Here is a 16,011-nt window from a genome sequence, read left to right on the forward strand (position 1 = left end):
ACCCAAAGAGAACAACAGATTTGGCGGGCCCCGGCTATAGGACAGCGTCGAAAGGAGCTTCGCCTTTCCGTTTCGAGCGAGCATCGCCCCGAAGCGCTGACTCGAACGGGTGTCCGAGTCTGGATCGAACTTTGACATGTCATGGCGTCGCCTGCAAGCCGCGCGGCCGTGAATTAATGCTGGCGTTACACAGGCGCGACGGACGTAACCGGAGTGGGCTGCCACCCTGCTCCCTGTTACGTTCCCGTGAACGAGCCGCCCCCGCTTGATCAATACTGTTGTCGCGCATAGAGTTCGCACGAAGTCGGACATACGTCCTACTTTTGGAGGCGGTTGCGAGCGCTGCCCAGTGGCCTCTGCCGGACTCGACACAACGAAAGGAAGTGCATGCCATGTCACTGAGCGAGGCCGTGGCCGCGTGGGGTGCCGAAGTCGTAGCCCCGCAGGCGCTTCACCCCCTCGATCCAATCTCTCCTGAGGAATTCAAGCGTGCGCGGGCCATCCTCGAAGAGGCTGGACACTTGGCGCCCGGCATCAGCGTCGCCAGCGTGCACCTCGACGAACCCGAAAAGAAACTCCTGGAGGGGTTCACGCCTACTGACCGCTTCGAGCGCCGCCTCAGGGTCGTCCTCGTCGATGTCGCAGCCAGCCAGGTTCGAATGGCCGTCGTGTCGGTGACCTCGGGAAACATGTTGTCGTGGAGAAGCTTCGACGCTTCCCAACCGCCGTACGGGCAACCTGGAATGCTCGCCGGCGAACCGCCAGTGGTCGAGGAACTGGTCCGTGCACACCCTGACTGGCGACGGGCCATCGCGCAACGTGGAATCACCGACGCAAGCTTGTCGATCCTGACCACGATGACTCCCGGTTTCTTCGATGTCGCTTCCGAAATCGGGATTCGGGTTTACCGCGTGCTGACGTTGCATCGTGAGGCGAATGAGGACAACCCTTGGGCGCGACCAGTCGACGGACTCGTCGTCAACGTCGACATGACCAACCGCAGAGTGATCGAAGTGATCGATTACGGTGTCGCACCGATCCCCTCGGATCCCGGAATTCTCACCAATGGCGTTGAGGGCCGCTTCCGGCAGGACGTCAAGCCGTTGGAGATCACCCAGCCCGAGGGCGCCAGCTTTACCGTCGAAGGGCGATATGTCTGTTGGCAGAAGTGGTCTTTTCGCATCGGATTCGATGTTCGCGAAGGACTGGTTCTGCATCAAATCCGCTATGACGATGACGGGCGCTCTCGGCCGATCATCCATCGCGCCTCAATAGCTGAAATGGTTGTCCCGTACGGCGATCCACACCCTGCACGGCGATGGATCAACTATTTCGACGCCGGCGAGTATTACCTGGGCCGCTCGGCAAGCTCCCTGACATTGGGCTGCGACTGCCTAGGCGAGATTCACTATTTCGACGCGGTCCTGCCTGATGACCAAGGGATGCCCTACACAGCAGGCAATGTCGTCTGTATGCACGAAGAGGACTACGGCGTGCTGTGGAAGCATGACGAATTCTTCACGGGTGTATCAGTGACGCGACGGTCACGCCGCCTGGTGGTGTCGTTCTTCGCCGCCATCGGCAACTACGACTACGGATTCTTCTGGTACCTGTACCAGGACGGTACGATCCAGTTCGAAGCCAAGCTGACCGGCATCGTATTCGCCAATACGCAACTCGAGGGTGTCGTCAACCCGCACGCCGCCCAGGTGGCACCTGGCATCGTCGCGCCGTTTCATCAGCACTTGTTCTGTGCGCGACTACATATGCAGGTCGACGGGGAACGCAACCGGGTGGAAGAACTCGACGTCGTCGCAGACCAGATGGGCCCGGACAACCCGTACGGCAACGCCTTCCGCGTGCACTCCACTCTGCTTGACCGCGAATCCACCGCCGCGCGGGTGGCTGATCAGGCCGCGTCACGGGTCTGGAAGATATCGAGCACTGACACGGTCAACCGCCTCGGGCAGTCCCCGGCCTACAAGCTGGTACCGCACAGCACACCGACCCTCTTAGCCAATCCGGACTCACCGATCGCGGCCCGCGCGCACTTTGCGACGAAAAACCTGTGGGTGACCCGCTACCGTCCCGACGAACGCTATCCCGCAGGTGATTTCCCGAATCAACATCACGGTGGCGACGGCCTGCCGCGGTACCAGGTCGCCGACGAAGGCTTGGACGGCGAGGACATCGTCGTGTGGCACACCTTCGGCACGACTCACATCACCAGGCCCGAAGACTGGCCAGTCATGCCCGTCGAGTACACCGGATTCACGCTGAAGCCGGTGGGATTCTTCAACCAAAACCCTGCAATGGACGTGCCGGCGCCGACGCCGACAGCAGGGCACTGTGGCCACGTTTCCTCCCCGCCGAAGGATGCCAGTACATTTGAGCCGACTTAGACCGAGATGAAGGGTGACATAGCGGATGCCGTACGTCCGCGCCGAAGATCGGCGTGCTCAGGCGACTGAAGCTGCGGTGCGTGTCATCACCCGCGACGGTATCGGCGCGGCTTCTCTACGCCGGATCGCCAGCGAAGCAGGTATACCCTTGTCCAACCTCAGCCACGTCTTCCCGACGAAAGAGGACCTCTTCGCCGAGACCCTCAAACGCACGGCCGACGTCCTGCGTCAAGCTGTGTTCGATGTCGGCAAGAACAAGTACGGCACGATCGAGCATCTGGTGTCAGCCGTGATTGAGATGAAGATCGCCGCACTGGCTGGGGACGGCGACTGGTCGTCCGTCGAGTGGGCTGAGCGGGCTCAGTACGAGCTCTATCTGTGGGCACTGCGTACTCCGGGACGAGCCCAATTGGCCGCCGAAGACTACCTGTACATCATCGCCGCCATGGAACAGGTATTCCGGGCGCACCTGGCCCAATCCGGAGACATCTCCATCGACCCAGAGACGCTTGGCCAGTTGACCGCGGCCATCCTCGACGGGCTCATTCTGCAGGCGCTGTCGGGCAAGCTCCCCGACAGCGTCATTCGACGCGTACCGATGATTGCCGCGAGCCTGGTCGCCGCGTCTCGAATCTGACGAGCCGGGCCAGGCGCTGCCAGTGGCAGCGGTCTTCCAGAGGTTGACAGGCTTACGTCACCCACCGATATTCGACCGAATTAGCCCGGCAGCTCGTGTCAACGTAGCGGACAGCACGCGCTCGGCCGAGGTTGCGGAGATGGGGGTTGCGTTCTCGATTTCACCGCTATCTTGTGCTCTTTCTTCAACCACCGGGGATGCTCGTCGAGCAAGTCTAAGACCGCACTCGGCTTCGCCGGATTGAGGTGGTGAAGCGCGGAGAGAAGCGCCGACTTGCCGGCTCATTCTTGCCGCGATGCAGGTCACGTCGCCAACAGTCGCCGGCTCGGAATCCACGATGTTGCGAGACATCCCGACGTGGAACGACTCAAAGTGCACTGGCTCCCCCTACGGCTACGTGCGCGACATTAACCTTGTGAGGCACGCGCGCATTACGGTCTACATCTGACACGTTGCCGGATCGGCGTAGCTGACTACGGGGCCGTCACGGACCGAGCGCCCCGGATAGGCGGCTACCGGATGAGAGCACCCTGGTAGATATGGAGCCGATGACGGGAATCGAACCCGCGTATTCAGCTTGGGAAGCTGATGTTCTGCCATTGAACTACATCGGCCGTACCAGCTCGCACTGGTGATCACGGAGATTATCACTTGGAGCGATACCCTCGTCGGGTGCTGCTCTCTGATCGTGACATCCGGGCCGAGATCGCCTCCGGACGGCTGGCCCTCGATCCGTTCGACGACAGTCTCGTGCAGCCCTCCAGCATCGACGTCCGCCTCGACACCCTGTTCCGCGTCTTCAACAACACCCGGTACACCCACATCGACCCGGCCGAGCAGCAGGACGAGCTCACCACCCTCGTCGAACCGACCCCCGGCGAACCGTTCGTCCTGCACCCCGGCGAGTTCGTCCTCGGCTCGACCCTTGAAACGTGCACCCTGCCCGACGACCTCGCCGGCCGCCTGGAAGGCAAGTCCTCACTCGGTCGCCTCGGCCTGCTCACCCACTCCACCGCAGGCTTCATCGACCCAGGCTTCAGCGGCCACATCACCCTCGAGCTGTCCAACGTCGCCAACCTGCCGATCACACTGTGGCCCGGTATGAAGATCGGCCAGCTCTGCCTGCTGCGGCTGACCAGTCCCGCCGAACACCCCTACGGCAGCGCGAAGGTCGGCTCGAAGTACCAGGGCCAGCGCGGCCCGACGCCGTCGCGCTCGTACCAGAACTTCATCAAGTCGAGCTGACGTTGACTCCGCGTCCAGGGCGCGGATGTGCGAGAAGTCGACACCGTGAGCGCAGAGCCAATTGCCCGGGAATGTGAACTGACCCGGGCTGGTTGTCGTAGTCCCGAGTAGGGTTTTCTCCTACGGGGAACGCAGTGCGATCAGCTAACGCCGTGTCCTGTAACGACCACGCTGTTCGCGTCGATAAGTATCTAGTTGTCGGCTCGTTCGGTTCGGGCGCGCCGCGGCCAGATAACCGATATAGCAAACTTTTGGAGGACTTGGTGGACATCGTACTTGGTGTCTCGATGACACCGAAGACGGTCCGCATGGTGCTGGTCGAAGGCGAGAAGGCCGACGGTGCGACCGTCGACTACGACGTCTTCGACATCAGTGCTGTCGAAGGTTCAGCAACGTCAAGCGCGGCCGATCAGGTCGTCGCGGCGGTGCTGGGCACGCAGGAGAGCGCCGCCGCCGGCGGCCACCATCTGAGGTCGATCGGCGTGACGTGGAGTGACCACGCCGAGGCGGCCGCTCTGCGCGACACGCTGACAGCCCGCGGGATCGAAGACGTCATGCTCGTCTCTGAGGGCCACGCCGCCGCATCGCTGGCCCAGGCCGTCGGCCGCGCTGTCGGCTACGCCACCACGGCGCTGTTCTTCATCGACCGCGACACCGCGACCCTCTCGGTCGTCCAGACCGACGACGGCTCGGTCACCAAGGTGCTCAGCCGCAGCCTGCACAGCACCGACGCCATGGCCGTGCTGGCCGAGATGGCCGCCGCCGTCGACGCGCAGGACGCGCCGCCGCAAGGCATGTTCGTCGTCGGCTCCGGCGTCGACGTCACCGAGGTCAAGGCGCACCTCGAGCGTCTGCTGTCGCTCCCGGTCAACGCCCCGGAAGAGGCCGAACTGGCGCTCGCCCGCGGTGCCGCCCTGGCCTCCGCGCATGCCCCCGCCTTCGAGGCGTCGACCGTCGGGCTGGCCTACTCGCAGGACCCCGACGACGGGACCACCGCGGGCGGTTCCTACGCTGCGTTCGGCGCCGCCGCCACGCAGATGGCGCCCGCGAGCGTCCCCGCTGTCGCCCCGATGGCCTTCGTCGCACCCGAGGACGCCCGTGCGCCCGCCGAAGAGGAGGGCCGCAAGCCGTTCCTGCTGGTCGGCAGCGCCCTGTCATCAGTCTTCGTCGTCGGTGTGGTGGCGCTGGTCATTTCGTTGGCGGTGAGCATCCGCCCCACCGCCGATCAGCGGCCGAGCCCCGCTGAGGCGGCCATCGTGCCGAGCGTTCAGGCGCCCCGGCCGGCGCCTGCGCCGGAGGCCCAACCGGTGGTCGCGCCCCCGGCCCCGCCGCCCGAGACCATCAAGGCCCCCATCCCCGTCGTGCAGCAGGCCCCGCAGGCCCCGCCGCGCACTGTGTACGTCGAGAAGGCACCGGCGCCCGCCCCCGCGGCACCGGCCCCTGCGCCGGCACCCGCGGCGCCCGCTCCCGCACCGGTTCCCGTCGCACCGGTGCCGGCACCGGTCCCGATCGTCCCGGCGCCGGTGTTCCGGCTGCCCCCGCCGGTCATCCAGCTGCCGCGTCCGCAGCTGCCGCCGATCTTCCGTGACGACGAGCCCGACCGCCCGTCGTGGCCCAAGCCGTGGACGCCGCCGTGGGACCCCAAGCCGCAGAAGCCGCCGAAGCAGGAGGAGCCGGACACCCAGTGGCCGCTGCCGCAGCAGCCGACGCGGACGGTGGTGCCCCAGGTTCCGTCGGTACCGCAGGTGCCCTACGTGCCGCCGGTGCCCCAGGCGCCGTCGAATCCGTACTACCCGCCCTCGGGTGGATCGGGTGGGTCCGGTGGATCGGGCGCCGGTTCGGGCTCGAGTCGCGGTGACTACGGATCGGGCTCCGGCTCGTACGACGGCGGCGGATCGTCGTCGTCCGGCGGCGAAGACACGCTGTGGCCGTTCCCGTCCTTCGGTGGCGGTCACTAAGCGCTGTGCCGGTTTACGCGCTGAACCTGTTCGACGTCGCCGATCGCGACGAATATCTCGCCTACGCCCGACAGTCGCCCGCCGCGGTGGCCTCCCACGGGGGCCGCGTCGTCGCCCTCGGGCAGTTCCGCGAATCGGTCACCGGTGACATCGAACCCCGGCAGGTGCTGATCCTCGTCGAGTGGGAGTCCGAGGAGGCGTTCGACAGCTACCGCGACGACCCCGCTCTGGCCGACCTGCATCCGCACCGCGAGAACGGCTCGTCGCGCTACATCTGGCATCTGTTCGATCGCTTGGACGATCTGCGGCCGCTCCTTAAGCTCGAGTGATGGCGCACGACTCCACGGACCCTTCGATCCGGCAACGGGTTCGGTGGCTGGCGCTGCACGGGTTCGTGCGCGGAATGTCGCGGCTCGGCATGCGCCGCGGCGATCCGCAGGCACGGCTCATCGCCGATCCGGCGGTCCGCGAGAACCCCGCCGCATTCGCCGACGAGCACCGCGTGAAGGGTCCGGTGGTCCGCGGGCGCGCCGGCCTGATGACGTTCGACCACGCCGTCGCCAACGAACTGCTGCGCTCCGACGACTTCCGGGTGTCCTCGCTGGGAGGTGAGCTGCCCAAACCGCTGCGCTGGGTGATCGACCGCACCGACACCGGCCTGCTGCACCCGATTGAACCGCCCTCGCTGTTGTCCATCGAACCGCCCGACCACACCCGTTGCCGCAAGCTGGTCTCCTCGGTGTTCACCACCCGCGCCGTCACCGCACTGCGCGACGGGGTCGAGGCCACCGCCGACAAACTGCTCGACGACCTCGACCGCGACGCCACCGGAACCGGGCCCGTCGACATCGTCGCACGCTACTGCTCGCTGCTTCCGGTCTCGGTGATCAGCGACGTACTCGGCGTCCCGAACGCCGACCGCGCCCAGGTCCTGCACTACGGGGAACTCGGCGCGCCCAGCCTCGACATCGGATTGAGCTGGCCGCAATACCTGCGCGTGCACAGCGGCATCGTCGGGTTCAACGCCTGGCTGACCAGCCACCTGGCCAACCTGCGCCGCAACCCCGGCGACGACCTGCTCAGCCAGCTCATCTCGGCCACCGAGGACGGCGCCGGCCTGAGTGAGCGGGAACTGGAGGCGACGGCCGGGTTGGTGCTGGCCGCCGGCTTCGAGACCACCGTCAACCTGCTCGGCAACGGCATCAAGATGCTGCTCGACCACCCCGAGCAACTGGCGAAGCTGCGTGAGCGCCCGGAACTGTGGCCGACCGCCGTCGAGGAGATCCTGCGGCTGGACTCCCCGGTGCAGATGAGCGCGCGGGTGGCCCGCAAGGACATCGAGGTGGCCGGGATGCCGGTGCGGCGCGGCGAGCTGACCGTCATCCACCTCGCCGGCGCGAACCGCGATCCGAAGGTCTTCGACGATCCGCACCGCTTCGACGTCGAACGCGACAACGCCGGCAAGCACCTGTCGTTCTCCGGGGGCAGGCACTTCTGCCTGGGCGCCGCGCTGGCGCGGGCCGAAGGGGAGGTGGGGCTGCGGACCTTCTTCGACCGCTTCCCCGACGCCAGGCTCGCCGGTTCGGCCAGCCGCCGGGACACCAGGGTGCTGCGCGGCTGGTCGACCTTGCCGATCACGCTCGGAACGGCGCGCGCCGCGCTAGGTTCGTGACGTGGACTTCCGGGCGGCTCTGCTCGAGCAGACCAACAGCTTCGGCGACCTGATCGCAGCGGGCGATCCCGACACGCCCGTATCGACCTGCGGGGACTGGACCCTCAAACAACTCTCCCGCCACGTCGGCCGCGGAAACCGGTGGGCTGCCCAGATCGTCGCCGAGCGACGCAACCAACCACTCGACCCGCGCGAGGTGCGTGACGGCCGGCCACCCGAGGATCAGGCCGGCGCCGTCCAATGGATGCGCGACGGTGCTCAACTGCTCGTCAATGCCGTAGAGCGCGTCGGGTCGGGCACGAAGGTGTGGACGTTCCTGGGGCCGCGCGCGGCCGGATGGTGGATCCGCAGACGGGTGCACGAGGTCGCCGTGCACCGCGCGGACGCGGCGCTGGCGCTCGGCATGCCCTTTGAACTGACGCCCGACCTCGCCGCCGATGCGCTCAGCGAATGGATCGAGCTGGTGGCGGTGCAGGCGGGCCGACACGGGCTGCCCCTCGAGCGCGGCCGCACGCTGCACCTACACGCCACCGACGACAGCCTGGGCGGAGTCGGCGAGTGGATGATCACCAGCACCGAAGACGGCATCGACTGGTTCCACGAGCACGGTAAAGGCGACGTCGCGGTGCGCGGACCCGTCACCGACCTCCTTCTGGCGGTCACCCGCCGGCGCACACTGGCAGACAGCGGTCTCGAGGCGTTCGGGAAGACCGACGTCTGGGACCGGTGGCTGGAGCGCACACCGCTCTGAGTGGCGTACCTTCACGACCATGACCACTTCGGAGATGGCGACAGTGCTCGCCTGGCACGACGCGCTCAACGCCCGTGACCTCGACACCCTGCTCGAGCTGTCCAGTGACGACATCGAGATCGGCGACGCCGGCGGTGCGGCGCAAGGCCATGCGGCACTGCAGGATTGGGCCCGGGCACTCGACGTCAACGCCGAACCCGGCCGGATGTACATCCACGACGGCGTGGTGGTCGTCGAACAGCAGATCACCTCGGTGACCGGAGAGACGGGGACCGCCGCGTCCGCGTTCCGCGTGGTGCACGACAAGGTGACCTCGGTCTTCCGGCACCCGGACCTGGCCTCCGCGCTGGCCGCCACCGAACTCGGCGAAGAGGACCTGACCGGCTGATGCGGGGGATCATCCTGGCGGGCGGGTCGGGCACCCGGCTGTACCCGATCACCCTCGGGGCGAGTAAGCAGTTGCTCCCCGTATACGACAAACCGCTGATCTATTACCCGCTGTCCACGTTGATCATGGCCGGTATCCAGGACATCCAGGTGATCACCACCGCCGAGGACGCGGCCGCGTTCCACCGGTTACTCGGTGACGGAACGCATTTCGGGATCAACCTCACCTACGCGGTTCAGGGCCGGCCGGACGGTCTCGCGCAGGCCTTCGTCATCGGCGCCGACCACATCGGCACCGACTCGGTGGCACTGGTGTTGGGGGACAACATCTTCTACGGCCCCGGCCTCGGCACCGGCCTGCGCCGCTTCCACGATGTGAGCGGTGGGGCGATCTTCGCGTACTGGGTCGCCAACCCGTCGGCGTACGGGGTGGTGGAGTTCGGCGACGACGGCACCGCCCTGTCGTTGGAGGAGAAGCCCGCCACCCCGAAATCGCACTACGCGGTGCCGGGTCTGTACTTCTACGACAACGACGTCATCGAGATCGCGCGGTCACTGGAGAAGTCGGCCCGCGGCGAATACGAGATCACCGAGATCAACCAGCGCTACCTGGACCAGGGCAAGCTCAGCGTGGAGGTCCTCACGCGGGGCACCGCGTGGCTGGACACCGGCACGTTCGACTCGCTGCTGGACGCGAGCGATTACGTCCGCACCATCGAACGTCGTCAGGGACTGAAGATCTCGGTGCCCGAGGAGGTGGCCTGGCGGGTCGGGTTCATCGACGACGACCAGTTGGCGGCCCGCGGGCACACGCTGCTCAAATCCGGCTACGGCGCATACCTTTTGGAGTTGCTGGACCGCTGATCAGGGCAGACCGGTCAGCACCTTGTCGAGGGTGACCGGTAAGTCGCGGACCCGCACGCCGGTGGCGTGGTAGACGGCGTTGACCACGGCTGCCGCCGCTCCGACGATGCCGATCTCCCCGGCGCCGCGCGAGCCCATCGGGTTGGCGTGCTCGTCGACCTCGTCGAGCCAGATCGCTTCGATGTCAGCGACATCGGCGTGCGCGCTGATGTGATAGGTCGCGAAATCCTGTGTGACGACGTGCCCGAACCGCGGATCGCGAACGCTCTCCTCGTGCAACGCCATCGACAGACCCATGGTCATGCCGCCGATCAGTTGGGACCGCAGTGTGCGCGCGTTGATGGCCCGGCCGATCGAGAATACGCCCAGCATCCGCGGGACCCGGATCTCGCCGGTGTCCCTGTTGACCCTCGCCTCGACGAAATGCGCACCGAAGGACTGCATCGTGAACGTCTCGGCGTCGGGATTCTCCGGTGCGTCAGCCTGCGTGGTGGCCCCGACCGCCGGGGGATCGCCGTGGTCGCTTCGGAATTGGCGCGCGGCGGCCACGATCGCCCGGCCCCACGAGTTGATACCCGACGAGCCGCCCGCCACCGACGCGTCCGGCAGGTCGGTGTCACCGATCTGCAGTTCCACCGCCCCGACGTCGCAACCGAGCGCGTCGGCGGCGATCTGCGTCAGCGTCGTCCAGGTGCCGGTGCCGATGTCGGCCGCGCCGATCTGCACCAGGTAGCGGCCCTCGGCGGCGTAGATGATCCGTGCGGAGTTGCCCGGCATCTGCATGGCGGGGTAGGTGGCCGACGCGACTCCCAACCCCACGTACCAGCCGCCTGAAAGCCGTTGCGCCGGAGCCGGATCACGTGTCGACCAGCCGAACCGCTCCGCCCCGAGCCGCAAGCACTCGACGAGGTGACGGCCTGACCACGGGTTGCCGGTCTCGGGATCGACGTCGGGATCGTTGCGCACCCGCAGCTCGATCGGATCGACACCGCAGGCCACCGCCAGCTCGTCCATCGCGACTTCGGCGGCGTACGTGCCGGGGCATTCTCCCGGGGCGCGGAACCAGAACGGCACCGGCACGTCGAGCGCCGCCAGCTTGTGTGCGGTGCGCCGGTTCGGTGCCGCGTACATCTTGCGCGACGTCACCGCCGTCTGCTCCGCGAATTCCTTGACCGTCGAAGTCTGTTCGACGACTTCGTGTGCGAGCGCGGTCAGTGTGCCGTCCTTCGTGGCGCCGAGGCGGATGCGCTGGATCGTCGGCGTCCGATAGCCCACGAGCGAGAACATCTGCTGCCGGGTCAGCGCGAGCTTCACCGGCCGCCCGCCGCTGCGCTGCGCCGCCAGCAGCACCAGGACGTCGTGGGCGTGGGGGGAGCCCTTGGAGCCGAAACCGCCGCCGACGTGCGGGGCGACCACGCGCAATTGGTCGGGTTCGAGACCGAAGATCGGCGCCAGCGCTTTGCGCGCGGGGTGCACGCCCTGGGTGGAGTCGTACATCAGCACCGACGGCCGGCCGGCCTGTGTCGTCCACACCGCGATGGCGGCGTGCGGTTCCATCGGGTTGTTGTGCTCGATCGGTGTCGAGTAGGTCTGGTCGACGGTGACCTCCGCGGACGCCAGTGCGGCGTCGACGTCACCCTCGTCGGTGTCCGACGGGTAAGACGGGTTGACCTCTTCGGGCGTGTAGAGGCCCGGGTGGTCGACGGACAACTCCACGTCGTGCGGTTCCTCGGTGTACATCACCTGTACGAGAGACGCTGCGTGCCGGGCGATCTCAGCGGTCTCGGCGACCACCCCGCCGATGATCTGACCGCGGAAGTGCACCCGGTCGTCCTGCAGGATGGACAGCTCGCCGTCCGAGGTGTCGGCGAGCTTCGGGGCGTCGAACACCGTCAGCACGTCGAGCACTCCGTCGACCTGACGCGCCGCGCTGACGTCGACGGCCGCGATCTGCCCACGGGCGACGGTCGACTGGACCGGATGCAGATACGCCGGATCGTCGACCGGCTGCTCGAAGGCGTACGGCGCAGCGCCGGTGACCTTGGCGCGGCCGTCCAGCCGTGCGAGCGGGGCGCCGATCGCGCGCGGGTCGATGAGTGTCACCGACGTCCCCGTTCGGTCAGCGCGCGCAGTTCGGCGATCAGCGTGCGGCGGGTTAGCTCGACCTTGAACTCGTTACCCGGTTGCGGTTCGGCGCCGGACAACTCGGCGTCGGCGGCCGCCGCGAAGGTCTGCTCGGTGGCCGGTGCCCCGGTCAGCACCTCTTCGGCTCTGCGGGCCCGCCACGGTTTGTGCGCGACACCACCCAAAGCGATGCGCGCCGAATCGATTTCATCGCCCGTGACGCTGAGTTCCGCGGCCACGGACACCAGCGCGAACGCGAACGACGCCCGGTCGCGGACCTTGCGGTAGTCGGATACGGCGCCCGGCGGAGGAGCGGGCAGTTCGACCGCGGTGATCAGTTCACCGTGGCGCAGCACGGTGTCGTGCTCCGGGTCGTCGCCCGGCAACCGGTAGAACTCGTCGATGGGGATACCCCGCTCGCCGTCGGCGCCCTCGACGACCACCGCGGCGTCGAGTGCGCTCATCGCGACCGCCATGTCCGACGGATGCACCGCGATGCAGTGCGGTGACGCGCCCAGGATCGCGTGATACCGGACGTAGCCGCCGATCGCCGCGCAACCGCTGCCGGGGGTGCGCTTGTTGCACGGCGTGGTGACGTCCTGGAAGTACACACAGCGCGTGCGCTGCAACAGGTTTCCCGCGGTGGTGGCCGAGTTGCGCAACTGGCCAGAGGCCGCCGACAGCAGCGCCCGCGACAGGCCGGGATAGCGGGACCGGATCACCGGGTGCGCGGCGAGATCACTGTTGCGGACCGTGGCGCCGATGCGCACGCCGCCGTCGTCGGCGGTGGTCACCTCGTCGAGGGGAAGTCGGCTGACGTCGACGAGCAGGTCGGGGGTGGCGACCCCGAGCTTCATGTGGTCGACGAGGTTGGTGCCGCCGGCGAGGTAGGCGGCGCCGGGGTGTGCGGTCAGCGTGGCCACGGCGTCGGCCGGGCTCTCGGCGAGGTGGTAGTCGAATGTCCTCACTGGGCTGTCCTCACTGAACCGCGGCCCGTTCGATCGCGGCGACGATGTTGGGATACGCCGCGCAGCGACACAGGTTGCCGCTCATGCGCTCCCGGATCTCGTCACCGGTCAGGTCCGGCGGCGCGTCGAGGTCGTCGGTGACGAAGCTCGGTGCGCCGGCCTTGGCTTCGTCGAGCATGCCGACCGCCGAGCAGATCTGGCCGGGTGTGCAGTATCCGCACTGGAAGGCGTCCTCGTCCTGGAACGCCTGGGCGACCGGATGCAGATCGTCGCCGTCGCCGAGTCCCGCGGCCGTGGTGATGCGCGCACCGTCCGCGGCGACGGCGAAGGTCAGGCAAGTGGTGACCCGGCGACCGTCGCGGAGCACAGTGCACGAACCGCACTGACCGTGGTCACATCCCTTCTTGGGTGCGGTCACGCCGAGGTGTTCGCGCAGTGCATCAAGAAGGGTGACGCGGGTGTCGAGGCGTAGCGTCCGCTGTTCCCCGTCGACCTCGAGTGTCACTTCATGATGACCGGTGGGCTGGGTCATGGCGCGGGGGTACCCCCGGCCCTGACGGCGAAACCCGGGGCGTCGCCAGCACGGCCGCGATCCCCGTGGTCAGCGGGACCGACAATGCCAGCGCGATGCCGCCGACGGCCGACCGGGCGATCTCGATCGCCACGCTCTCGCTGGTCAGCACATCGACCAGCGAGCGGTTGGCGACGCTGAACAACAGCAGCAGCGGCAACGCGCTGCCGGCGTAGGCGAGCACCAGCGTGTACACGGTGCTCGCGATGTGGTCACGGCCCACCCGCATCGCGCCCACGAAGATCGCCCGCCGCGAACTACCTTGCATTTCGGCCAGTTCGAACACCGTCGAGGCCTGGGTCACCGTCACGTCGTTGAGGACGCCCAGTGAGCCGATGATGAACCCGGCCAGCAGCAGACCGGTGATCGACACATTCCCCAGATACGCGGCGACCTCGTTGTTCTGATCCTCCGACAAGCCGGTCAGATGGGCGAATTCGATCGCGCCCCAGGACAATACGGCGGCCAGCAGAAGGGAGGTCAGGGTGCCGAGCAGCGCCGCGCTGGTGCGCAGGCTCACGCCGTGCGCAAGGTAGATGACGGCGTAGAGGATCACCGCCGAGGCCACCAGCGCGACAGGAACCGCCGACGCGCCGTCGCGCAGGGCCGGTAGCAGGAACACCACCAGCACCGCGAACGCAACGACGATGCCCACCATGGCGCGCAGTCCGCGCCAGCGCGCCACCGCCACCACCACGGCGGCGAAGGCCGCGGCCAGCACGCCCAGCGGCCACCCGCGGGAGTAGTCGTAGAACGTGTACGTGGTGGCGCCGGTCGGGGCCACCTGGCGGCTGAGCCGGATGTCGTCCCCGGCGGCCAGTTGCGGCTGACCGGGCCCGCCGCTGAACTCCAGCAGCGTGTTGGCGCCTGTGTTGGGGCCTGAGTCGATGGCGACGAGCACCTGCACACACGGCGATCCGTCAGCCGGGGCCGGCGTCGGGTCGGAGGTGAGGACCTGCCCTGCCGCCGGGCTGCCGCACGCGGCCAGGCTGGTGGAGCGCACCTGCCCGGCCTCCGTCGTCACCGCGCCGCCCTCGGCGTTCTGGAAGGGGAGCGGGATGTCGGCCTTCTGCTGGCTCGGCCACAGCAGCACCGCACCGATCGACACCACGATGCCGATCCCGATCAGCAATCCGACGACGATCTTGGCGGCCAGCGGACCGAGCGGCGACGGGCCGCTCAGCGAGTGGGAGTGCGGGTGCGAGTGGCTCACCCGGACAGGGTAGAGGTGACGGCTGCGCGGGCAGCCCCGCCTCGGGCGTGGTGCGTGCGATGAGCGTTACGGGTGGTCGCTCTTGAAGAACATCTCGAACTGGATGCCGTCTGGGTCCCTGAAGGTCAATACCGCACCGTAATCGCGCTCGGCGATCGGGGAGTGCTGTACGCCCAGTCGCTCGAACCGATCCAGCCACACGTCGAGGTCCGCACGCGACTCAATCTTGAACCCCATGTGGTCGAAGCCGGTGCGCCGCGGATCGAACGCTTCGCCGTCGTTCCCCTCGTGCTGCTGGAATTCCAGAATGGTCCGCGACGCCGGGTGCAGGAGCAAGATGCCGCGCCATCCGTCGCCCGCGACGCGGTCGATCTCGATGAGGTTCAGCACCGCGGCCCACCATCGTGCGCTGGCCTCTGCGTCTCGGACCGAGAACGAGGTATGCGACACCCTGCTGAAGGTGGGCACATCGTCGATGGCGGGTGTGGGGGTGGTGGCCGAGCTAGACATCGCAACACCTTTCCGGATTTCTTTCGCGTCCGCTCAATACTCCTATCCGGAGTATACTGAAGTCGATGCCTCCCAGGGAATTGACACCGACCTCCCATGCGATCCTCGGGCTGCTCTCCATCCGGCCGTTCACCGCATATGAACTGGCGCAACAGATGGACCGCACGGTGAGTTGGTTCTGGCCCCGCGCTGCCAGCGTCATTTACGAGGAGCCGAAGAGGCTGGTCTCAGCGGGTCTGGCTACCGCGCAGGCCGCCTTCACCGGCAAGCGGCAGAGCACCGTCTACGAAATCACCGGTGCGGGCCGCGCGGCGCTGCGCGACTGGCTGGACGCGCCTGCCGCCGGGATGCGAATGGAGTTCGAAGCCATGCTCAAGGTGGCGTTCGCCGACGCGGGTGACGTCAGCCTGCTTCGAGCGGCCGTACGCGAGATCCGGGCGGACGCGGAGGCGCACCTCGCTGAAATCCACGATCGCTCAACTGAATACGCGACGACGGGCGGGCCTTTTCCAGGCCGGTTACCCGTCATCGCGATCACCGGCAAATTGCTCATGGCTCAATACGAGGCCGTTGTCCGGTGGGCAGTATGGGCCGAGGACGCCATCGGGGAATGGACCGGTGTCACGTCGAGCACCGGTGCCACGGTACCGGTGTACGCCTTCGCCTCCGGGTGGCCGGCCGACGATGGTCCGCTTCCTCGCTGATCAGG

Annotated in this window: 15 protein-coding genes and 1 tRNA gene; 10 read left to right on the forward strand and 6 right to left on the reverse strand. The window is 67.4% G+C overall.

Annotated features, from left to right (window positions below):
* Positions 1-398 precede the first annotated feature (398 nt).
* Together I7X18_RS02685 and I7X18_RS02690 are read left to right on the forward strand one after the other, a co-directional pair.
* Positions 399-2,402 (forward strand): primary-amine oxidase, encoded by a 2,004-nt coding sequence (locus I7X18_RS02685; protein WP_404822756.1) that lies wholly within the window; start codon positions 399-401, stop codon positions 2,400-2,402.
* A 25-nt stretch (positions 2,403-2,427) separates the two neighbouring features.
* Entirely contained in the window at positions 2,428-3,039 is a 612-nt protein-coding gene (locus I7X18_RS02690; protein ID WP_193044678.1) for a TetR/AcrR family transcriptional regulator, read from the forward strand.
* Positions 3,040-3,579: 540 nt separating this feature from the next.
* On the opposite strand, the gene I7X18_RS02695 is transcribed toward I7X18_RS02690, so the two are convergent.
* A tRNA-Gly gene (locus I7X18_RS02695) sits at positions 3,580-3,653 on the reverse strand.
* Positions 3,654-3,711: 58 nt separating this feature from the next.
* Between I7X18_RS02695 and dcd the strand changes: the two genes are divergently transcribed.
* The 7 genes from dcd to rfbA all read left to right on the forward strand — a co-directional run bounded on the left by dcd (position 3,712) and on the right by rfbA (position 9,916).
* A complete protein-coding gene (dcd, locus tag I7X18_RS02700; RefSeq protein ID WP_193044677.1) occupies positions 3,712-4,284 on the forward strand; it encodes a dCTP deaminase in 573 nt (190 codons plus the stop codon).
* A gap of 263 nt (positions 4,285-4,547) precedes the next feature.
* Entirely contained in the window at positions 4,548-6,242 is a 1,695-nt protein-coding gene (locus I7X18_RS02705; protein WP_193044676.1) for a DUF7159 family protein, read from the forward strand.
* A gap of 5 nt (positions 6,243-6,247) precedes the next feature.
* On the forward strand, positions 6,248-6,571 hold the full coding sequence (locus I7X18_RS02710) for a DUF1330 domain-containing protein (RefSeq protein WP_193044675.1): 324 nt from the start codon (positions 6,248-6,250) through the stop codon (positions 6,569-6,571).
* Positions 6,571-7,914: a cytochrome P450 gene (locus tag I7X18_RS02715; protein WP_193044674.1), complete on the forward strand. Its 1,344-nt coding sequence runs from the start codon at positions 6,571-6,573 to the stop codon at positions 7,912-7,914. The genes I7X18_RS02710 and I7X18_RS02715 overlap by 1 nt, the downstream gene beginning before the upstream one ends.
* 1 nt (position 7,915) lies before the next feature.
* Positions 7,916-8,665, forward strand: a complete 750-nt coding sequence (locus I7X18_RS02720; RefSeq protein WP_193044673.1) for a maleylpyruvate isomerase family mycothiol-dependent enzyme — start codon at positions 7,916-7,918, stop codon at positions 8,663-8,665.
* 19 nt (positions 8,666-8,684) lie between these two features.
* Entirely contained in the window at positions 8,685-9,053 is a 369-nt protein-coding gene (locus I7X18_RS02725; protein WP_193044672.1) for a nuclear transport factor 2 family protein, read from the forward strand.
* Positions 9,053-9,916, forward strand: a complete 864-nt coding sequence (rfbA, locus tag I7X18_RS02730; protein WP_193044671.1) for a glucose-1-phosphate thymidylyltransferase RfbA — start codon at positions 9,053-9,055, stop codon at positions 9,914-9,916. Before I7X18_RS02725 ends, rfbA begins: the two co-directional genes overlap by 1 nt.
* Here rfbA and I7X18_RS02735 read toward each other — a convergent pair whose 3' ends face one another.
* From I7X18_RS02735 to I7X18_RS02755, 5 genes are all read right to left on the reverse strand, one after another.
* A complete protein-coding gene (locus tag I7X18_RS02735) occupies positions 9,917-12,019 on the reverse strand; it encodes a xanthine dehydrogenase family protein molybdopterin-binding subunit (protein WP_193044670.1) in 2,103 nt (700 codons plus the stop codon).
* Complete coding sequence (locus I7X18_RS02740) at positions 12,016-13,008, reverse strand: FAD binding domain-containing protein (RefSeq protein WP_193044669.1); 993 nt, start codon at positions 13,006-13,008, stop codon at positions 12,016-12,018. The genes I7X18_RS02735 and I7X18_RS02740 overlap by 4 nt, the downstream gene beginning before the upstream one ends.
* Positions 13,009-13,018: 10 nt before the next feature.
* A complete protein-coding gene (locus I7X18_RS02745; protein WP_193044668.1) occupies positions 13,019-13,540 on the reverse strand; it encodes a 2Fe-2S iron-sulfur cluster-binding protein in 522 nt (173 codons plus the stop codon).
* Positions 13,515-14,792, reverse strand: a complete 1,278-nt coding sequence (locus tag I7X18_RS02750; RefSeq protein WP_193044667.1) for a YibE/F family protein — start codon at positions 14,790-14,792, stop codon at positions 13,515-13,517. The genes I7X18_RS02745 and I7X18_RS02750 overlap by 26 nt, the downstream gene beginning before the upstream one ends.
* A gap of 66 nt (positions 14,793-14,858) precedes the next feature.
* Positions 14,859-15,302, reverse strand: a complete 444-nt coding sequence (locus I7X18_RS02755) for a VOC family protein (protein ID WP_193044666.1) — start codon at positions 15,300-15,302, stop codon at positions 14,859-14,861.
* A gap of 65 nt (positions 15,303-15,367) precedes the next feature.
* Here I7X18_RS02755 and I7X18_RS02760 point away from each other — a divergent pair, with 65 nt between their 5' ends.
* Complete coding sequence (locus tag I7X18_RS02760) at positions 15,368-16,006, forward strand: PadR family transcriptional regulator (protein WP_193044665.1); 639 nt, start codon at positions 15,368-15,370, stop codon at positions 16,004-16,006.
* Positions 16,007-16,011: the final 5 nt, after the last annotated feature.

Origin of the sequence: Mycolicibacterium baixiangningiae, assembly GCF_016313185.1 — a bacterium.
Classification (GTDB): domain Bacteria; phylum Actinomycetota; class Actinomycetes; order Mycobacteriales; family Mycobacteriaceae; genus Mycobacterium; species Mycobacterium baixiangningiae.

What these genes read in the sequence shown, in the direction of transcription:
- I7X18_RS02760 (WP_193044665.1), top strand. Translation starts at nt 15,368, where the DNA reads ATGCCTCCCAGGGAATTGACACCGACCTCCCATGCGATCCTCGGGCTG.
- I7X18_RS02755 (WP_193044666.1), bottom strand. Translation starts at nt 15,302, where the DNA reads ATGTCTAGCTCGGCCACCACCCCCACACCCGCCATCGACGATGTGCCC.
- I7X18_RS02745 (WP_193044668.1), bottom strand. Translation starts at nt 13,540, where the DNA reads ATGACCCAGCCCACCGGTCATCATGAAGTGACACTCGAGGTCGACGGG.
- I7X18_RS02725 (WP_193044672.1), top strand. Translation starts at nt 8,685, where the DNA reads ATGACCACTTCGGAGATGGCGACAGTGCTCGCCTGGCACGACGCGCTC.
- I7X18_RS02690 (WP_193044678.1), top strand. Translation starts at nt 2,428, where the DNA reads ATGCCGTACGTCCGCGCCGAAGATCGGCGTGCTCAGGCGACTGAAGCT.
- rfbA (WP_193044671.1), top strand. Translation starts at nt 9,053, where the DNA reads ATGCGGGGGATCATCCTGGCGGGCGGGTCGGGCACCCGGCTGTACCCG.
- I7X18_RS02715 (WP_193044674.1), top strand. Translation starts at nt 6,571, where the DNA reads ATGGCGCACGACTCCACGGACCCTTCGATCCGGCAACGGGTTCGGTGG.